At 75.9% G+C, this 18,793-nt stretch carries 17 protein-coding genes; 3 read left to right on the forward strand and 14 right to left on the reverse strand.

What is annotated here, in order from left to right:
- Positions 1-17: 17 nt before the first annotated feature.
- From RQM47_RS12050 to RQM47_RS12090, 9 genes are all read right to left on the reverse strand, one after another.
- Positions 18-623: a trimeric intracellular cation channel family protein gene (locus RQM47_RS12050; RefSeq protein WP_311662159.1), complete on the reverse strand. Its 606-nt coding sequence runs from the start codon at positions 621-623 to the stop codon at positions 18-20.
- Positions 624-755: 132 nt separating this feature from the next.
- On the reverse strand, positions 756-1,760 hold the full coding sequence (locus RQM47_RS12055; RefSeq protein ID WP_314009158.1) for a YeiH family protein: 1,005 nt from the start codon (positions 1,758-1,760) through the stop codon (positions 756-758).
- Between the two features lie 111 nt (positions 1,761-1,871).
- Complete coding sequence (locus RQM47_RS12060) at positions 1,872-2,771, reverse strand: L,D-transpeptidase (protein ID WP_314009159.1); 900 nt, start codon at positions 2,769-2,771, stop codon at positions 1,872-1,874.
- A gap of 2 nt (positions 2,772-2,773) precedes the next feature.
- The gene (locus RQM47_RS12065) at positions 2,774-3,370 is read right to left on the reverse strand and encodes a MarC family protein (RefSeq protein ID WP_314009160.1); all 597 of its coding nucleotides are present in this window, start codon (positions 3,368-3,370) and stop codon (positions 2,774-2,776) included.
- 13 nt (positions 3,371-3,383) lie between these two features.
- Complete coding sequence (locus tag RQM47_RS12070; protein ID WP_311662163.1) at positions 3,384-3,716, reverse strand: multidrug efflux SMR transporter; 333 nt, start codon at positions 3,714-3,716, stop codon at positions 3,384-3,386.
- 23 nt (positions 3,717-3,739) lie between these two features.
- The gene (gene uraH, locus RQM47_RS12075; protein WP_314009161.1) at positions 3,740-4,183 is read right to left on the reverse strand and encodes a hydroxyisourate hydrolase; all 444 of its coding nucleotides are present in this window, start codon (positions 4,181-4,183) and stop codon (positions 3,740-3,742) included.
- A 366-nt stretch (positions 4,184-4,549) separates the two neighbouring features.
- Positions 4,550-5,323, reverse strand: a complete 774-nt coding sequence (locus RQM47_RS12080) for a glucose 1-dehydrogenase (protein ID WP_314009163.1) — start codon at positions 5,321-5,323, stop codon at positions 4,550-4,552.
- 2 nt (positions 5,324-5,325) lie between these two features.
- A complete protein-coding gene (locus tag RQM47_RS12085) occupies positions 5,326-6,648 on the reverse strand; it encodes a serine hydrolase (RefSeq protein ID WP_314009165.1) in 1,323 nt (440 codons plus the stop codon).
- Positions 6,649-6,730: 82 nt separating this feature from the next.
- Positions 6,731-8,119 (reverse strand): YbaY family lipoprotein, encoded by a 1,389-nt coding sequence (locus tag RQM47_RS12090; protein WP_314009167.1) that lies wholly within the window; start codon positions 8,117-8,119, stop codon positions 6,731-6,733.
- 263 nt (positions 8,120-8,382) lie between these two features.
- Here RQM47_RS12090 and RQM47_RS12095 point away from each other — a divergent pair, with 263 nt between their 5' ends.
- Entirely contained in the window at positions 8,383-9,267 is an 885-nt protein-coding gene (locus RQM47_RS12095) for a LysR family transcriptional regulator (protein ID WP_314009169.1), read from the forward strand.
- A 240-nt stretch (positions 9,268-9,507) separates the two neighbouring features.
- Positions 9,508-12,642: a hypothetical protein gene (locus tag RQM47_RS12100; protein WP_314009170.1), complete on the forward strand. Its 3,135-nt coding sequence runs from the start codon at positions 9,508-9,510 to the stop codon at positions 12,640-12,642.
- Positions 12,643-12,726: 84 nt separating this feature from the next.
- On the opposite strand, the gene RQM47_RS12105 is transcribed toward RQM47_RS12100, so the two are convergent.
- Positions 12,727-13,746, reverse strand: coding sequence for a hypothetical protein (locus RQM47_RS12105; RefSeq protein ID WP_314009171.1), 1,020 nt, complete (start codon positions 13,744-13,746; stop codon positions 12,727-12,729).
- A 236-nt stretch (positions 13,747-13,982) separates the two neighbouring features.
- On the opposite strand from RQM47_RS12105, the gene RQM47_RS12110 reads away from it, so the two are divergent.
- Positions 13,983-14,681 (forward strand): sulfite exporter TauE/SafE family protein, encoded by a 699-nt coding sequence (locus RQM47_RS12110; protein WP_314009172.1) that lies wholly within the window; start codon positions 13,983-13,985, stop codon positions 14,679-14,681.
- A 110-nt stretch (positions 14,682-14,791) separates the two neighbouring features.
- On the opposite strand, the gene RQM47_RS12115 is transcribed toward RQM47_RS12110, so the two are convergent.
- The 4 genes from RQM47_RS12115 to RQM47_RS12130 are packed head-to-tail and all read right to left on the reverse strand — an operon-like array spanning position 14,792 to position 18,777.
- Complete coding sequence (locus RQM47_RS12115; RefSeq protein ID WP_314009173.1) at positions 14,792-15,835, reverse strand: hypothetical protein; 1,044 nt, start codon at positions 15,833-15,835, stop codon at positions 14,792-14,794.
- Entirely contained in the window at positions 15,828-16,010 is a 183-nt protein-coding gene (gene ccoS / locus RQM47_RS12120; RefSeq protein ID WP_314009174.1) for a cbb3-type cytochrome oxidase assembly protein CcoS, read from the reverse strand. Before ccoS ends, RQM47_RS12115 begins: the two co-directional genes overlap by 8 nt.
- The gene (locus RQM47_RS12125; RefSeq protein ID WP_314009175.1) at positions 16,007-18,598 is read right to left on the reverse strand and encodes a heavy metal translocating P-type ATPase; all 2,592 of its coding nucleotides are present in this window, start codon (positions 18,596-18,598) and stop codon (positions 16,007-16,009) included. Before RQM47_RS12125 ends, ccoS begins: the two co-directional genes overlap by 4 nt.
- Before the next feature lie 2 nt (positions 18,599-18,600).
- Complete coding sequence (locus tag RQM47_RS12130; protein ID WP_311662175.1) at positions 18,601-18,777, reverse strand: hypothetical protein; 177 nt, start codon at positions 18,775-18,777, stop codon at positions 18,601-18,603.
- Between the last annotated feature and the right edge of the window lie 16 nt (positions 18,778-18,793).

Consider the following 18,793-nt stretch of genomic DNA (forward strand, 5'->3'; position numbering starts at 1 on the left):
AGGTCGGGGAGCGGGCGCTACGAGACGCCCGCCGGGCGCGGAAGTCTCAGCCCCCGCCACATCGCCAGCAGGCGGAGCCCGGTCGCGACGGCGGCGGCGGCCCCGAGCCCGACCTCGGACGCGATGCCCAGCGCCGCCCCGCCCGCGTACACCGCCCCGCCCGCGAGCGCGGCCGTCGCGTAGAGGTCGTGCCGCAGGACGGACGGCACTTCGAGGACCAGCACGTCGCGGATGACGCCCCCGCCCGTCGCCGTGAGCCCGCCCATCAAGATCACGCCGAGCGGGCCGAGCCCGAACGCCGCGCCCTTGGCCGCCCCCATCGCAGCGAACACGCCCAGGCCGACGGCGTCGGCAAGCTGGACGGCCGGGCGGAGCCGGACGAGCGTGGCCGCCGCCGCCGCCGCGAGCGCCGCGCCGGCCAGACACACCACGAGGTACCGCTCGTCGACGAGCGCCGCGGGCGGGGTGGCGCCCAGGAGCACGTCGCGGACGAGGCCGCCCCCGACGCCCGTCGCCACGGCGACCACGGCCACGCCGAGCAGGTCGAGCCGGTGCTGGACGCCGCGGAGCGCGCCGGAGGCGGCGAACACGAACGTGCCGACAAAGTCGAGGACGGTGAGCATGGGCGGGGCGGTGAGCACGGGCGGGCGGCGGACGCGTGACGAGGCGGATACGTGACGAGTGATGCGTGACTCTTCACAGGGCACCCTCACGCATCACGCATCACGCATCACGCACTATGAATGCCGCCCCGCTCACGGCACCCACGCGAGGATCGCCGCGAGCGAGGCGCCGCCGACGGCGACCCACAGGAGGACGCCCTGCACGAGCGGCCGCACGCCGACCGCCCGGAGCGTGGCCCGGCTCAGCCCGGCGCCGATGAGGAACAGCGTGAGCACGAGCCCCTGCTTCGCGAGCGCCACGAGCACGCTGTAGAGCGGCGCGCCGGCCGGAAACACGGCGACGACGGCCGAGGCCAGCGCGAAGAGGCCGATAAACCACGGGATCGACACCTTGACCGCCCCGCCCGCCGTCTTCCGGTGCCACAGCGCCGCGCCCAGCGCGAGCGGGACGATCCAGAGCGCCCGCGTGAGCTTGAGGACGGTCGCCTCGGCCAGCGCCTCGGCCCCGTACGACGCCGCCGCCCCGACGACCGACGACGTGTCGTGGATGGCGATGGCGGCCCACAGCGCGAACTGGTGCTGGCTCATGTCCAGCAGGTGCCCCACGGCCGGGAAGACGTACAGCGCCACGCCGTTCAGCAGGAACACGGTCGCCAGCGACACGCCCATCGCCTCGGCGCCCGCTCCGAGCGCCGGCCCCAGCGCCGCGATCGCTGAGCCGCCGCAGATGGCCGTGCCGCCCGAGATGAGCGCGCCCGTGGTCTGCTCGACGTGCAGGAGCCGCCCGAGTAAGAGCCCCACCGAGAGCGCGAACGCGATCCCCAGCGCCGTCACCCCGACCCCGTCCTTCCCCACCGCCAGCACGGCCGGCAGCGACATCCCGAACCCGAGCCCGACCACGCACGCTTTGAGCAGCAGCTTCGAGACGCGCGCGCTCACGGCCTCGAACGGGTTCCCCAGCGTCAGCCCGAGAATGGCGCCAGCGCCCAGCGCGACGGCCGGCGACACGACGGGGAGCAGCGCCGCAGCGGCGAGCGCGAGGAACAGCGCCCGGTGCCACGCGGGCGGGGCGGGCGCCGGCTCGGGCGGCAGGACGGCGTCGAACGGCTCGGCGGCCGGAACGGAGGGGGCGGACATAGAGAGGACGGCGCGTGCAGGGCCGTGGGAGAATCGGGCGGGGCGGCGCGCGAGCCACCGCCCCGCCCGCGGGTAGCCCAGCGCCGGGTCGTCCGCCGAGGGCGGGGCGGGCTAGCGGTCGCCGCGGGGGACAGCCATTGGGTCGGGCGGGAGCGTCACGGCCACGCGCTCCGGCCCGTTCGGGCCATCGACGAACCGGAGCGGGGCGCCACGGGGCTCCTCGCCTTGCACGATCACGAGCGTGCCCGGCGCCGTCGGCCGGCCGCCGAGCGCGCCCGGCCCCGCCGTCGTCTGCCAGCCGTCGGACCAGCCGTAGAGCCACTCGGCGTCGGACGTCACCATGCGGATGCAGCCGTGGCCCTGCGGCGGGCCGGTCGGGACCACGTCGTACTGGTGGAGGTGGATGCCGCGCGCGGCGTGGATGTTCATGACGTAGCGCATGAGCCACCGCTCACCGGGCGGGGCCTCGGACGACTCGCGCTCGAGCGCGCGCCAGTTCATCGTGAACCGGCCGCTCGGCGTCGGCGTCTCGGCGGCGCCGGTCGAGGCCGGCCCCCAGCGCACGAGCCGGCCGCGCTCGTAGCCGGCCCACGTCTGCGTCGTCTTGTCGATCACGACGACCTTGTCGATCTCGGCCGCGCCGGGCCACTCGCGCGGGTACGGCGCGTAGGCGAGCGGCGACAGGTCGAAGTCGGCCGGCCGGGCGGGGAGGACGAGCGTGTCGCCGGTGCGGAGCAGGCCGGCCTCGGTCTCGCCGAGGAGCTGGGCCAGCGCGAGCCGCTCGCGGCCCAGGGCCACGTCGCCCTCGCCGACCCGCTCGTAGAGCGCGTGCCGCGCGAGGATCGAGTTGCCCGACGGGTGCTCGACGTGCCACACGGCGTACGCGGGCGGGGCGGCCGGGAGCGGAGCCTCGCGACCGAGGAGCGTGCCCAGCACGTCCTGGTCGTAGGACTCTTGGGCGGAGGCCGGGGCCGCGAACGCGACGAGGGCGAGGAGGAGGAGCGTACGCATGTCTAGAGGCCGAAAAAGTCGGCGAGGCCGGTCAGGATGAGCTTGGTCGCGACCGCCGTGAGCACCATCCCCATGAGCCGCTCGATGGCGATCAGCCCGCGCCGCTTGAGGACGCGCACGAGGTCGGTCGAGAGCAGGAGCACGGCCCCCGACGCCGCCCACGCCAGCACGACGGCCGCCAGCCACTCGGGCCACCGCTCCGGGTCGCTGTTCATGATGAACAGGACGGCCGCCAGCGCCGACGGCCCGGCCACGAGCGGGACGGCGAGCGGCACGAGGAACGGCTCGTCGCCGCCCTCTTCGGTGTCGGCCGGGAAGATGCCGCCGGGCGGGGGGAACAGCATCCGCAGCGCGATGAGGAACAGGATCACCCCGCCCGCGACGGTCAGCGTGGCCTCGGAGATGCCGACGGCCGCGAGCAGGCTCCCCCCGGCGAACAGGAACACGAGGAGGAACGCGAGCGCGATCAGCAGCTCGCGCGCGATCACGCGCCGCCGCCGCTCGGGCGCCACCGGCGCGACGACCGCGAGGAACACGGGGACGTTCCCGAACGGGTCCATCACCAGGAACAGCAGGAGCGCGGCGGAAAACAGCGTCACGAGTCAGGGTGGGTTACGAGGGCGTCACGAGCTTGAGCCCGACGATGCCGGCCACGATGAGGCCGATGCAGGCGAACCGGGCCGCCGTGCGCGGCTCGTCGAACAGGACGAGGCCGAGCAGCGCCGTCCCGACGGTCCCGATCCCGGTCCACACGGCGTAGCCGGTCCCCACGGGGAGCACCTGGAGCGCCCGCGACAGCAGGAACACGCTGACCGCCATCGAGGCCGCGGTCGCCAGACTCGGCCACAGGCGCGTAAAGCCCTCGGTGTACGCGAGCCCGACGGCCCAGCCGGTCTCGAACAGGCCCGCGACGACAAGCGTCGCCCAGGCGGCGGTGGGGGTCATGGTCACGTCCGGGCGGGGCGGGGTCAGTTCCCGCGGTACGTGCTGTAGCCGAACGGGCTCACGAGGACGGGCACGTGCGTGTGCGCCGTCGGGTCGTCGGTGCGGAAGACGACGACGACCTCGGGGAAGAACGGCAGGCTCGGGCCGTCGTCGTCGGCCATCTCGTCGTCCCAGTAGTCGCTCAGGTCGAACGTGAGCCGGTACGTCTCGGTCCCGCTCACGCGCGGCGCCGAGTCGTCGGCCGTGAACGACTCGACGCGGCCGTTGTCCTGGGAGACGGCGCGGCCGAGGAGCGCCCAGCCGTCGTCGGTCTGAACGTCGAGCGTGACGGGGACCCCGCCGCCGCCGACGCCGCGGGCGATGTCGAGCACGTGCGACGAGATGCCGAGGTCCTGAACAGCCGTTTGGGCCGACACCACGGGGGCGAGGGCGAACAGGGCGACGAGGAGAGAGAGGCGAAAGGGCATCGAGAACGGCGGAGGAGACAGGGCAGGGCGGCGACTCAACGCGCCACCCCGCCCCGAGGTACGGCGCGCCCGGCCCAGAACCGGAGGAGAGACGCGGAAGGCCGCGCAAAGGGCGGGGCGGATCGTCCCGCCCCTCCCCCACCCCGCCCCGGCGTTTGGTCCGAGGCCGCACCACGAGGGCGGGGCGGACGCGGGCGGGGCGGCTCCCTTCCCCACCCCGCCCACACCCCTCTGCGTGGGCGGGGTGGGCATCTGACGTCGATCTCCGCGGGCGGCCCGGCCATCGGAGCACAGTTCAGGAGGGCGCGGAGCACGCCCACCCACAGCCGTACCCGGTACCGTGTACCCCGTACCCCCCGAAGGGGCTCAGTCCAGCGTCTGCACGCCGCCGCCGTTGACGAACAGCGTCTGCCCGCTCGTCCACGACGAGGCCGGGGCGGCAAAGTAGAGGACGGCCGCCGCGATGTCGTCCGGCTCGCCCAGCCGCTCCAGCGGCGTGTGCTCCAGCATCTTGGCCTCGACCTCGGGCGTGAGGACGGATTCCAGCGCACCCGTCCGCACCGCGCCCGGGCCGACGGCGTTGACCCGAATCTCGGGGCCGTAGTCGAACGCGAGGTTGGCCGTCATGTGGTTGAGGGCCGCCTTCGACGAGGCGTAGGCGCTGATCGCCGGGCTCCGGTTGACCGAGGCCATCGACGTGATGTTGACGATCGAGCCATAGCCGGCCTCCCGCATGTGGGGCGCGCACAGCTGCGAGAGCCGCCACGCGCTGAACACGTTGAGCCTGAAGACCGACGCGAACTGCTCGACCGTGATGTCGTCCGGGCTCTCCCGCCCCGCCCCGCCCCCGCCGGCGTTGTTGACGAGGACGTGGACGCCGCCGAACTCGGCGACGGCCCGCTCGACGAGGCGCTGGCGGTCGGCGTCGTCGGTCACGTCGCAGTCGACGGCCAGCGCGCGGCCCCCGGCGGACCGGATCTCGTCGGAGGCGGCTCGGGCGTCCGCCAGGTCGAGGTCGGCGACGACGACGGCGGCGCCGTAGTGGGCGAGCATCTGGGCAGAGGCGAGGCCGATGCCGTTGGCGCCGCCGGTGACGATGGCGGTCTTGCCGGAGAGGTCGAAGAGTGGAGTCGGAGTCATGTCTAGCGGGAATCGTGGGCCATGAGGTAGTCGGCGACGGCCTGGTAGGCCGGGAGCGACGTGGGGTCGTTGGCGGCGTTCGCGGCGACGGGGTGCGACGCGAACCGGACGATGACCATCTCGGCCGTCGGGTCGATGTAGATCGTCTGCCCGTGCACGCCGCGGGCGGCGAACGCGCCGTTCGCGTTGTTCGTGATCCACCACAAGTCGCGGTACGACCACCCGTCGAGGGCGGGGTGGTCGGACCGGGCAAAGTCCTCGACGCTCCCGCCCCGCTGGATGTCGGAGATCGCCAGGCGCGGCAGGACCTGCTCGCCCCGCCACACGCCCTCGTTGCGGACGAGCTCGCCCAACCGGCCCATGTCGCGGAGCCCGCCGCTAAACCCGCCGCCCGCCGCCGGCGTGCCCACGGCGTCGACCTGGTAGTAGCCCGACTGCTCCATGCCGATCCGGCTCCAGATCCGGTCCGAGAGCAGCTCGTTCAGCGGCTGGCCCGAGGCGCGCGCCACGATCCACCCCAGCGCGTCGGCGTTGGGCGTCTGGTAGGTGAACGCCTCGCCGGGCGGGCCGGCGGCCTGGATCGTTTGGAGGTACGCCAGCGTGCCGACCGGGCCGTCGCTCGGCGCGGCGGACGGGTCCGTGGCCTCGGCGTACTCCCAGATCTCGGCGTCGGGGTCCGCGTAGTCCTCGCTGTAGTCCAGGTTCGTCGTCATGTCCATGACCTGGCGGACGGTGACGTCGCCGAAGGCCGAGCCGGCGAGCTCGGGGACATAGTCGGTTACGGGCTTGTCGGGGTCCAGCGTCCCCTCGGCGGCCAGCGCCGCCGCCAGCAGGCCGGTGAGCGACTTGGTGACCGACATGGCCGCGTGCTTGCCGTCGGGCGTGAGGGCGCCGAAGTAGCGCTCGTAGACGATCCGGCCGCGGTGCAGGACCAGGATGCCATCGGTGTAGTTCGCCCACAGCGACTCCTCCCACGTCATCGGCTCGCTGGCGTCCCACGGCACGAACGTGACCGAGTCGATGCCGGCGTCGAGCTCGACCTCGAACGGGACCGGGTCCCCCAGCCCGCGACCTACGTTGACGGTCGGCAGGAACTGGCGCATGTGGACCACGCTGTACCGGAGCGCCGGGAACTCGAAGAACGACCGGTCGGCCGCGCTCAGGACCTTGTCGGGCGGCGGCGGCGAGCCCTGCATCCACCCCATGTCGATGGGGTCGCTCTCGCGGGCGGAGAGCGGCGCGTCTTGGGCGGCGGCGGGCGGGCTCATAGCGGTGAGGAGCAGGGCGGCGAGCAGCGCGCTCGGCCAGCGGAGAGGCGGGGTCATCGCGGAGGGGGCGCAGGAGAAGTGCAAGCGGGGCGGGGTGGGGACACGGGCGGGGTGGAGACGGGCGGGGCGGGACCCGGCGCTACCCGGTCCGCTGCCCGCAGCCCTCGTGCGCCCGGCCGTCCAGCTCGACGGTGACGCGGGTGCCGGTCGTGTCGCCGCTGTCGGCATCGGTGCACGGTTCGTCGGTGGCCGTCACGACGAGGCCGTCGGCGCGGTAGACCGTTTGGACGCCAGACCGCGTGACCGTCGCCGTCGCGTCCCGATCCTCGAAGGCGCCGACGAGGCGGAGGCGGGCGCCGTCGCCGGCCTCCACGACTTCGAAGTACCAGCCGTCGCCGGTGCCCCGGAGCAGGAGCCGCCCCGCCCGCTCCGGGTCGGCCGGGCAGTCGAGGAACTCCTGGCCGTCGACGTCGAGCAGCGCGTAGTCCTCGCCCTTCGTCCAGACCGTCACCGGCCCGTCCTGGTACTTGGCGCCGCTGGCGGAGACGACCTGCCCGAGCACGCGGTACGTCCCGCCGTCGCGGCCCTCGAAGCGCGGGGGCAGCCAGAGCGCGACCTCGCCCGGGCCGGTGCGGATGCGGAACGTGAACGGGCCGTCGTCGCTGTCGCACGTGTAAGCGGTTTCGCGGCCGGTCTCCTGCGGCGGCATCTCGCCGAGGTCCGGCGCGGCGCCCGCCCTGAACACGAGCGCGCGGCCGTCGGCGGCGCGGAGCGTGAGCCGGTCGCCCGCTACGTCGTACCCGACCACCCCGCCCAGCACGCCGAAAAACTCGCGCGACGACGAGGGCGGGGCGCACGCCGCGAGCGTCGTGGCCGCGTCCGACAGCACGAGGTCGCCGCCGGGCTCGGTCCGGTAGGTGCCGCCGTACTGGTTGCAGTCGGCCTGGCCGAGGAAGCGGCCGTCCTCCAGGAACGAGACCGTAAACGACCCGTCGCCCTCGGGCGGGGTGGTGGCGCCCCCGGACGCGCGCAGCTCGACGAGCCGCCACTCGGGGCCGCGGAGCCCGTCCGCCCCGCCCGCAGGGTCGCCGCCGGGCTCGCCCGCGACCTGGACGACGCGGACCTCGACGCCCAACGACGGCGCCCCATTTGTGAGCACGGGGACCGCGGTGTCGGTCGTCCAGGCGAGGTCGCCCAGGGCGTCGCGGATCTCAGCGCGGACGACGTAGCGGTGGCGGGCGTCGACCCGGTCCGCGTCGTAGCGCAGCGTGAACGGGACGGGGACCGACACGCCCTCGGTGGAGATCGTCTCCTCGGCCAGCGTCTCCGACGGCGCGTCGGCGCGGCTCACGTCGAGGAGCCGGACGACGACGGCGGCGTCGGGCGGCAGCGCGATGCGGGGGAGGTAGGTGACGGTCCCGGTCAGCTCAGCCGTCGCCGCCCCGCCCACCGGACCCGTCGTCGCGCACCCGCCGAGCGCGAGCGCGAGGAGAGCGAGGAGGAACGCTTTTGCAAAATACGAAGCCATAGAAACAACGTGATAGAGGAGCAGGCGGCCCCTCTACGAACGCGGGCCTACCCAAGAGGTTGTATCGATCCTTTGGATCAGACGGGTAGGCGGCCTCTATCATCCGACCTCCTACCCTTCCTGCCGACTCGCCCCGGCCCCAGGCTCCGGCCTCCGCCCCGCCCGAGCCGCCCCGCCCTCGCTCTTCGTGCCGGCACGGGCGCTCGTCGCGCAGGCATCGGATCCCCGAGCCCGCCCAGGACCGCACCCAACCAACCCGAAGCATGGAGCTCCGCCACCTCCGCTACTTCGTCGCCGTCGCCGAGGAGCTCCACTTTGGCCGGGCCGCCGCGCGGTCGTTCGTCGCCCAGCCGACGCTGAGCCAGCAGATCAAGACGTTCGAGGGCGAGGTCGGCGCGCGCCTGTTCGAGCGGTCGCCCCGCGTCTCGCTCACGCCCGTCGGCGCCGTCCTCCTGCCCCACGCGCGGCGCGTGCTGGACGAGGCCGCGCGCGCCGAGGCCGCCGTCCGCGCGGCGGCCGAGGGGCGGGCCGGCGCGCTCCGCGTGGGCTATGAGGCGCCGATCATGCGCGACGGCCTGGCCGAGTCGATCCGCGCCTTCCGGGCCGACGTGCCCGACGCCGGCCTCCACTTTTGGGAGGCCGGGAGCCGCGAGCAGGTCGAGGCCGTCCGCGAGGGCCGGGCCGACGCCGGCCTCGTGCTCCTGCCCGTCGACGAGCGGGGCGTCGAGGTCCGGGCGCTCGCCGAATCCCCCATCTTCGTGGTGCTCCCCGAGGGGCACCGGCTGGCGGGCCGCGAGACGGTCGCGCTGGCCGAGCTGTCCGACGAGCCGCAGGTGGCGTGGGCGCGGGACCCGGCCCCCGAGGTGTACGACCAGTACCTCCGAGCGTGCGGGGCGGCCGGCTTCGTCCCGCGCGTCGTCCAGGAGGTCCGCCACGTCGAGAGCCTGCTCGGGCTCGTCGCCGCCGGCGTGGGCGTGGGGACGATGCACGCGGCCCGGGTCCAGCCGGGGTACCCCGGCGTGGCGTTCGCGCGGCTCGTCGAGCCCGCGCTCACGATCCAGACCGGCGCCGTGTGGCGGCGCGGCGACGGCTCGCCGCTGCTGGCCCGGTTCCTCGACGCCGTCGTCTCCCCCGCCCCGCCCCTCTAGCCGCCCGCGCTGGCGGGCGCCGATGAATTGTTTCCACCACGCCGATCGCCCCGGCCGATCGCCGCCCCGCCCACGGGCGGCGTGGGCATGGGCGGGGCGGGCGTCCCGGTTTCGCCGGCTTCGGCGCTGGGGCGGGGACGTCAGGCGGGGCCGCCGGGCGGGGTGGAGCCGCGTGGAGAAAACCAGGAGACGCCGCCCCCGCCGAGGCCGTACCTACAGGGCTTGCCGGACTCCCTGCTCATGCGCGCCCTCGTCCTTCTCGCCCTGCTCCCCGCCGCCGCCCTCGCCCAGAGCGTGGGCGGGCCGGCCGCCGGCCCCGACTCGGCCGCCGCCCCGCCCCGCCCTGCCGGGGTGCTGGCCGCGGCGCTGGAGGCTCCGCCGCTGCCCGAGCCCGCGGCGCCCCCCGAGCCCATCACGTCGATGGGCATCCCGCCCACGTTCAAGCCCTACGCCGTGGGCGGGGCGATCTGGGACCGCGAGGCCGGCGCCGCCGGCGGCGCGCTCACAGCCGGCGTCTACCGCGACCTCATCAACCCCATCGTCGGCGTCGGCGTCGCCCTCGAAGGGTCCGTCGGGTGGACGGGCGGCGGCGAGGGCGGGGCGCGCGGGGCCGTCCGGCTGTTCGGGTCGGCGCCGTCGCTGGCGCTCCAGGTGGGCGGGGAGGTCCGGCTCGACGACCCGGAGTTGGACCTCGTGGTTTCGGTTCTTCCGCCGCTCCGGCGGAGCGGTCCGCTCGGGCAGGGCGGCGCGCTCCGCATCGACTGGATCCCGACGCGGGACCACTCCTTCCGGCTGGGCCTGAAGCTCCCCCTGGGCCAGCGGTGGCTGGGCGAGGCGCGCCCGCGGCACGTGGAGGCCGTGCTCCCGCGCGCGCCGCGCGCCGACCGGGAGGCCGCCCCGCCCACCCCGCCCGCGCCGGCCGTCGAGGCCGCGCTGCGCGAGGCGGCCGAGGGCGCGTTCTGGCTCACGGCCTTCAACACGGCCTTTCTCGACAACAGCGGCCGCGACGAGGCCGTCGGGCTGGAGGACTTCCGCCGCCAGCTCGTCGACTGGCGCGACTCGCTCGCGCAGCGGGGCGGGGCGGCCAAGAGCGCCTTCCCCACGTTCGCCGAGGCCGAGGACGGCTACCACGCTGGCGTCGAGCGGGCCTTCGCGCTCGCGCTCGGCGGGCGGGGCGGGGCGGCCGCGGCCGACGCGGCGCGGGCAGCCCTGCTCGACGAGGTGCTCATCCCCTACGACCGCCTGATCGGGCAGCCCAGGGAGAACGACTCGCTCCGCGGCCTCTTCCCCGCTGCCCAGGACCGCTTCGGCCGGTGGCTCGCCGACTCGTCGGGGGCCGACGCCGGCGCCCAGGCGCGGGCGCAGGACGCCTTCTCCCACCTCCTCGACATCGCCGAGTCCACGCGGGCCTGGCTCCTCGACCGCTGGCACGACGACGGGCGCAAGGTGTGGCTCCCGCTCCAGCTCGGGATGCGCCCCGAGGCGCACGACTCGCAGGACGAGCTGAACGAGATCGTCGGGCGGACGGTCGGGCGCCCGCTCACGACGGGCAACCTGGCCCTCCCCATCAACAACACGTGGTTCTACCGCGACCTCGTGGCCTCGCTCCACGACGCCGAGGACTACCACGTCCTCTGGGTCCACGACTTTGCCGGCTACGACGCCATCGGCCAGCCCGACACCGTCGCCTACCGGGTGACGACGGCCGGCTACCTCGACGCCCTCACCGAGTCCGTCCGGCGCTACGACGAGACGGGGCGGCTGCCGACGTTCCTCCTCTTCCTCGACGTCAAGAGCTACGCGACGACGGGGGGCGGGGTGTGGCTGAAGGTGCTCCAGGACCCGCTCCGCCGGCGGTTCTCGCTGCCCGGCGACCACCCCGAGATGGAGGACGGCGTGCGGCGGGCGCAGGACGCGCTCCGCGCGGCGGTCGCCGGGAGCGCGAGGCTCCAGCGCGAGGCGGCCGAGCGGGGCGGCGACGGCTGGATCCGCGACGTGGTGAAGGTCCACCTCAACATCACGTTCCCGGCTGACTTCTCCTTCCGCTCGTCGGAGCTCATCTCGTGGTGGCCGGACTGGACCAACTTCCTCCCCGACGAGCTCATGCGCGACCACCGGAAGGTGGCCTTCTACGACGTGACCGAGCGGGACCCCCGCCGCGGGCGGGGCGTGTTCGTGGGGACCGGCGTGGGCGAGCAGTACGCGTCGCCGACGTGGGAGGACCGCGGCGTGGTGGCGACCGGGCCGGCGCTCGTCGCGCTCAAGACGGCGGCGCGCGAGCTGCTGCTCTCGCAGGGCTTCGACGCCGACGAGATCCCGCCCCCGCTCCGCGCCGAGCCCTTCCCGCCGACCTACGACGCGCTCGTGGCCGAGCTGGACGCGGGCGGGGCGGACGCCCGCGCGATCAACGTCCACAACGAGGTGGGCTACGCACCCAAAGAGGCCACGGTCGCGCAGGCCACGCTCTACAACCTCATGCCGGCGGGGTGCGTGATCTACGTGCCGGACTCGCTCTGGCTCAGCGCGTTCTGGTCGGGCCAGCTTGTCGGCGCCGCCTTCCGCGGGTGCGCCGTGCGCGTGATCGCGCCGGCCTTCGCGAACGCGCCCTCGGCCTCGGCCCCGGTCATGGCCCGGAGCCGGGCGCTGATCGCGCGGATGCTCCTGATCCAGAACGAGATGGAGGACGTGTTCGCCGCGGCCGGCGGCGACTTCCGCGTCGGCCTCTACACGCGGACGTCCGAGGTGGACGACCTGGCCGGCCTGCTCCGCGAGGCGTCCTCGCAGTTCGAGCGGGGCGCGTTCCTGCGCGAGGAGTTCCCGTTCCCCCAGGACGTCTACGACCTGTTGCAGACCGTGCCCGACGAGCTCGACGAGGCCGGCGTCACGGTCCAGCCGCTCGTCACCGACGTCGTCGAGCGGCTCCCCAAGCTCCACCGGAAGACGCAGCTCCTGGGCATCGGCGCGGTGACGCGCCAGATCGCCCGCGAGATGGACGTCGAGACGGTCCGCGAGGGGCTCCGGGCGACCACGCTGGGCACGATGCTCGCCGACAGCGTCCGGGGCACAATGGCGACACGGGCGCAGGCGCAGTACCCGATGGTCGAGCGCGTGGCCCGACTCCGCCCCGCCCTCCGCGACAGCGCCGTCTTCTTCTCGCTCGTGGGGTCGATGAACAAGGACTCGCGGAGCATGATGCTCGACGGCGAGACGCTGCACGTCGTGGGCGGCCCGTGGGCGATGGTCCACTACCCCGACTTCGCCCTCCTGCTCGGGCGAACGACGTGGCTCGAAGAGCAGAGCCAGATCGACGAGCTCATCCCGCCCTACACGGCGCTCGAGCGCTGGCTGGGGCGGATCCTGCGCGAGGTGCTGTAGCGGGCGGGGCGGTCGGCGGCCTCCACCTCCCCCACCCCGCCCGCGGACGGGTTCCGCCCCGCCCCCGCCCTGCGGGCGGGGCGGTCAGGGCGGGGTGGAGGCCTCGCCCACCACGTCGTCCCACCGCCAGCCCGAGGCGTCGACGAGCCCCCAGAGCGCGCGCCGACGGTGGCTGGCCCACCCCGCCCCGGCGGCGAACGCGGCGGGCGGGGCGGTCGGGACGCCGGACTGGGCGAGCGCGGCGAGGTCCGGGAGCGGCGGGTCGGCCGCGCTGGGCTCGACGGCCGTGTGGTCGAGGCTGGCGACGAACCCGTCGAGCGCGCGGCGGAGCGGCCGGAGCGTCGGCGGCGGCGGCGCGGCGTTGGGGGCCACGCCGGACTCCAGCAGCAGGAGCGCGTCGCTCAGCGCGGCCAGCGACGGCGCCAGCGCCACGCGCCGCTCGGCGCTGCGGAAGTAGCGGAGCCCGGGGTACGCCTGGTGCCGCCGCCCGTGGTGCTCGATCATCTGGACGAGCGAGGGGACGTAGGAGCTCAGCGCGTCGAACCCGCTCCCCGACCAGTTTTGGCGGACGATGCCGTCGGGCGTCCCGCCGAGGTCGTCGACGACCCCGGCCAGCTGGCGCTCGGCGGTGACGGCCTGGAGCACCTGGAGCAGGTACGTCACGCCGAGCGTGATCAGCGCGAACCCCTGGAGCGACGCGGCCGCCGTCAAGATTTCCCACCCGTCGCCGACGGGGACGTAGGTGCCGGTCCCGAGCGTCCACAGCACGAAGCCGACAAAGTAGATCCGCGTCCCCAGATCGACGGGCGCCCGCGAGTTCGCGTCGACGACGACGCTAGGGTCGGCGCTGAACACGAGGAGCCACCCCGCCCACAGCCCGAGGAGCCACGCCAGCACGATGGCGGCGACGACGGTCGGCCCGATGAGCTCGACGGCGCGCGAGCGCGTGCCCGGGGGCATGGCGGCGAGCGAGAGCCGCCACAGCCCGTGGGCCACGCGCGAGGTAATCGGCCCGCCGCCCCGCTGCGACAGGGCTGTTATGAGGGCGTCGGCCCAAATGACGGCGACGAGGGCGACGCCCGCGGCGAGGACCCACTCGTTCACAGGCGTCCGGGCGGGGCGGGGAGCGGGGCGCGCCCGCCGGCGGAGAGTCTGTCCATGCCCAAAGCTAGCGCCGCCCCGGGCGGGGCGGTCGCAGGCCCCACCCCGCCCCATGGCGAACGCATGCTAAAGCGGTCTCCGGCTCCGCCCCCAGACCCCCCCGCCCGGGATTCCCCCACACCGCGGCCGCCGCCGGCCTCGCAGCCGAGCGGGCCGGCGGGCCGTAGCCTCGGAGCACTATGCTCAACCTTACGGCCGCCTTTCTCGCCGGCCTCCTCGGCAGCGCCCACTGCGTCGGCATGTGCGGGGGGTTCGTGGCCCTGCTCAGCGTGGGCGGCGGGCCGTCGGTCGGCGTGCGGCAGGCGGCGTACTTCGCGGGCAAGACGGCGACCTACGCCGCCTTCGGCGCCCTCGCGGGCGGCGTAGGCGCGATCGTGACGGGCGCGCTGGGCGCCGTCTCCGGCGTGCTCTCGGTCGGGCTCGGCGTGGCGATGGTGCTCGTCGGGCTGGCCCTGTGCGGCGTCGCGTGGGGCGGGGCGCGGGCGCCGGGGCGAGGGGTGGCGACGCGGCTGGCGCCCGCGATCGGCCGGCTCGCGGGGTCGGGGTCGATGCCCGCGCTCGTGGCGCTGGGCGCGCTCAACGGGCTCCTCCCCTGCGGGCTCGTCTACGGCATGCTGGGCGTGGCGGCCTCGGCAGGAAGTGCCGGGGGCGGGGCGGCCACGATGGCGGTGTTCGGCCTGGCGACCGTGCCGGCGCTCGCTCTGACGGGCGTCCTCAGCCGCCGCCTGCGGCCGTCCAGTCGGCTCCGGCTGCAACGGCTGGCCGGCGTCCTCGTCGTCGCGATGGGCGCGCTGACGATCGTGCGCGGCGCGGGCGCGCTCTCGCCAGACGCCCACCCCGCCCACGCCCACATGGTCGAGGGCGTCGACCAGCCGTAGGGCATCGCCCCGCAGTGACTGGTTTGCAATAACGGTCCCAGGAGAGGGCACGTGATCTCGTCCCGAAGCCCTCCACCCCGCCCAGACCGTGCGGGGCGGGGCGGTCCGCATCACCCGCCCCGCAGCGACATCACGAACACGAAGGCGACGACGCCGATGACTAGGCCGGTGACGAGCATCCAGGTGATCACCCCGGCCATGGCCGTCGTGGTCACGGCGTCGGGGCGCTCGTGGAGCGGGACGAGGTCGAGCTCGCGCTGGCGGACCTGGCGGGCGTGATCCTGCTGCCTCTGCTGCGCGGCGAGCGCGGCCGCGAGGCCGGTCTGGAACTGGTCGACATCGTCCTCGCCGGCCGGGTAGAAGCGGCCGTACGGGCTCCACGGCGTCGCCGCCCCGCCCACGCGCGCCCGCACGCGCCACAGGAGCTTGCGGCCGGCGGCCGGGACGAGGCCGGGGAGCGCGATCTCGGTCGCGCGGCCGGCGTCGAGCGACAGCACGTCGCGGTCGAACGCGGGGTGCGGCGAGAGCTCGACCTCGTACGAGTCGGCGCCGGGCACGTCGCGCCAGCGGAGCGCGACGACGACGGCGTCAACGATCTCCCCGCCGAGCGGGCCGAGCAGCTTCGGGGGCGGGGCGTCGGCCGGGGGGAGGTCGTCCCGCGTCGGCGCCCCGAAGCCGGGCACCGTCGCCCAGTCCAGGTCGGCAGCGCCGTCGAGCGCCTCGCCGGTCGCGTGGGGCCAGACCGGGTCCGGCGGCGCCTCGGTAGCCCCGCCCTCCCCGCCGCCCCGCCCCGCCCCGCGCGCATCGCGCTCGTTGTCGGCGGCGGCGGCCCCGGCCTCAGCCGTGGCCTCGACGTCGGCCGCCGTGCCGGCGCGGAACCGAGCCGCCGTGCTCCACGCCCCGCCCGTCCGGCGGACCCACCACACGCCGTCGCCGGGCGGGAGCGCGTCGGCCAGCTCGATCTCGGTCGTGGGCAGCTCGTCGAGCTCGACGATCGGGTCGTCGGGCGCATCGGCCGCCGCCACGCGCACGTCGAACGGGGCCGCCCCGGGCGGGGCGGTCCAGCGGAGGACGGCGGCGTCGAGCGGGACGACGTCGCCGTCGACGGGGGCCGTGGGCGTGGGCGGGGCGGCGGCGGCAGAGGGCTTAGGCATCGGTCGGGGGGGATGGGGCTCCGTCGGTGGGAGCCTCTTCGTCGTCGAGGAGGACACGGAGGGCCGGCGTCTCGACGTCGTCGAACTGGCCGTCGCGGACGGCCCACCGGAAGGCGGCGACGCCGCCCAGCGCCAGCGCGAGCGCGAGCGGGACCAGGACGTAGAGGACGTTCACGACGGGCGGGGTGAGGCGTCGGCCAGGGCGGCCGGGCGGGGCGGAGCGGCCAATCGGGATGGGCCGTCCGGCCGGGGCGGGGCGGGGCGGTCACCAGCCGGGGCGGGGCGGGCGGCGAACGAGGGCTGGAGGAGCGCGAGCCCGACGACGGCCAGCGACGAAATCGGCATGGCGGCCGCAGCCACGAGCGGCGTCACGAGCCCGGCGACGGCCGCCGCCGCCCCGACCGCGTTGTAGCCCAGCGAGAGCGCGAGCAGGCGGCGGACGGTCCGCATGGCCTGCTCCGCCCCGCCCAGCGCGTCGACGAGCGGGGCCACGCCGCGGCGCGTGAGGAACAGGTCGGCGGCCACGAGCGCGGCCGTCGTGCCCCCGCCCACGGCCGCGCCGACGTCGGCCTGGCGGAGCGCGGCGGCGTCGTTGACGCCGTCGCCCACCATGAGGACCACGCCGCCCGCGTCCTGGAGCGCGGCGACGGCCTCGCGCTTGGCCTCGGGCGAGACGCCGCCCCGCGCGCTCTCGACGCCCAGCCGGCCGGCCACGGCGGCGACCGTCCGCGCGTCGTCGCCGGACAGGATGTGGACGGCCTTGCCCTCGGCCTGGAGCCCGGCCACGAGGTCGGCGGCCTCGGCCCGGAGCCGGTCGCCCACGGCGAGCACGGCGGCCGGCGCGCCGTCGACGGCCACGGCGACCGGCGTGTGGCCGGCCTCGGCCCACGCCGCGAGCGCCCTGCGCCACCGCGCCGGGAGCGGGGCGGAGAGCGCCTCGACCCAGTCGGGCCGCCCGACGGCGACGGCCGCCCCGCCCACGCGGCCGCGCACGCCCTGCCCGGCCACGGCTTCGATGTCCGTCACGGGCTCCGGCCCCACGCCGCGCGCCCGCACGATCGCCTCGGCGACCGGGTGCGTCGCGTGCGCGTCGAGCGCCGCCGCGAGGTCGAGCGCCGCCCCGCTCCCCTCCCACTCGGCCAGCTCCATGCGCCCCTCGGTGAGCGTGCCCGTCTTGTCGAGGACGACCGTGTCGACCTCGGTCAGCCGCTGCACGGCGGCGTCGGACTTGACGAAGATGCCGGCGCGGGCGGCGCGACCCGACGCCACGGCGAGCGCGAGCGGCGTCGCCATGCCGAGCGCGCACGGGCACGTCACGACGAGGAGCGCGGCGAGGTGCGCCGGCATCTGCGCCGGCTCCAGCCACAGCCACAGGCCGGCCGTGAGCGCCGCCAGCCCCAGGACCGTCAGCACGAAAAAGCCCCCGATCCGGTCGGCCCAGAGCACGACCGGCGCGCGCCGCACCTCGCCCCGCTCGACCCACGCCAGGAGCCGCCCCACGCGCGTCGCCTCGCCGACGGCCGTCGCGCGCACGCGGAGCGGGGCGGTCAGGTTCGTCGTGCCGGCCTCGACCGGCGCGCCCTCGTCCACCGGCTCCGGCCGGGCCTCGCCCGTCAGCGCCGCCCGGTCGAGCCGGCTCGCGCCCGCCGCGACCACGCCGTCGACCGGGACGACCTCGCCGGCCGGGACCTCGACCGTGTCGCCCGGGCGCACGTCGTCCAGGTCCACGACGGCCACCGCCCCGCCCGGCCCGACGCGGCGGGCCACGCGCGGGACGAGGGCCAGGAGCCGGTCGGACGCCTCGCCGGCCAGGCGCCGGCTGCGGAGCTGGAGCCACCGCGCCGTCAGGAGCGCGGCGATGAGGACGGCGACCGAGTCGAACCAGACCTCGCCCCGCCCCGTCACCGTCGCCCACGCGCTCTGCCCGGCGCCGACGGCGATCCCGAGCGCGATCGGCGTGTCGAGGTGGAGGTGGCGGACCGACCGCGCCCGCCACGCGGCCCGCGCCGACGCCCACGCGCGGCGGAAAAACGGCGCGGCGCCGTAGCCGACTGCGGGGACCATCAGCGCGAGGCTGAACCACCGCGCGGCCGTCGCCAGCCCGCCCCGCTCGGCGCCCAGCCCGCTGTAGAGCGCGAACGCGACGAGCATGATGTTGCCGGCCAGCGCCCACGCCACGCCCATGCGCACGAGCAGCGACCGCTCGGCCGCGCTCGCCTCCCCGGCCTCGGGCCGCGACGGGCGCACGGCGTAGCCGAACCGCGCCAGCCACCGCGCCACGTCGCCCAGGCGCACGCTCTCGGGGTCGAACGTGAGCGAGAGCCGCGCGCGCGGGAGGTCCAGCCGCGCCGCCGACACGCCGTCGACCTCGTACGGGAGCCGCTCGACGAGCCACACGCACGCCGCGCAGTGGACGCCGTCGACGAACAGGTCGACCGCCCGGCCGCCCTCGGCGGGCCGCGTCGAGCCGTCGAGGAACTCGGGCCGGTCGAGCTCGGCGAGCGCGAGGGCCTCGGGCGCCTGCGGCCGCCCCGCCGGCCGCGCCGACGGCGCCACGGTGCGGAGCCGGTCGTACGTCTCGCCCAGGCCCGACGCCGCGAGCACGTCGCGCACCGTGGCGCACCCGGTGCAGCAGCACGCCTCGCCCGCGGCCGTCCGGGCGGGGCGGCGCCCGACGGGCAGCCCGCAGTGCGCGCACGGCGCCTCGGGCGACACGGCGCCCTCGGGCGGGGCGGCCGGAACCGACGGGGGCGGGGCGGGCACGGTCACCGGGGCGGGGCGGTCGCGGCGGGAGGTTCGGCCAGTCGCACGCCGCCGTCGGACCGCGCGGCGACGAAGGTCGCGGCGGCCATCGTGATGCTGATGGCGAGCAGGAACACGATAAAGGCGGGCCACGCGATGTGCGAGGGCACGAGCGGCGGCCGGCGGTCAGGGTCAGTCATGGCGGGGCGGGCGGGG

This window comes from Rubrivirga sp. S365 (assembly GCF_032248475.1).
Classification (GTDB): Bacteria; Bacteroidota; Rhodothermia; order Rhodothermales; family Rubricoccaceae; genus Rubrivirga; species Rubrivirga litoralis.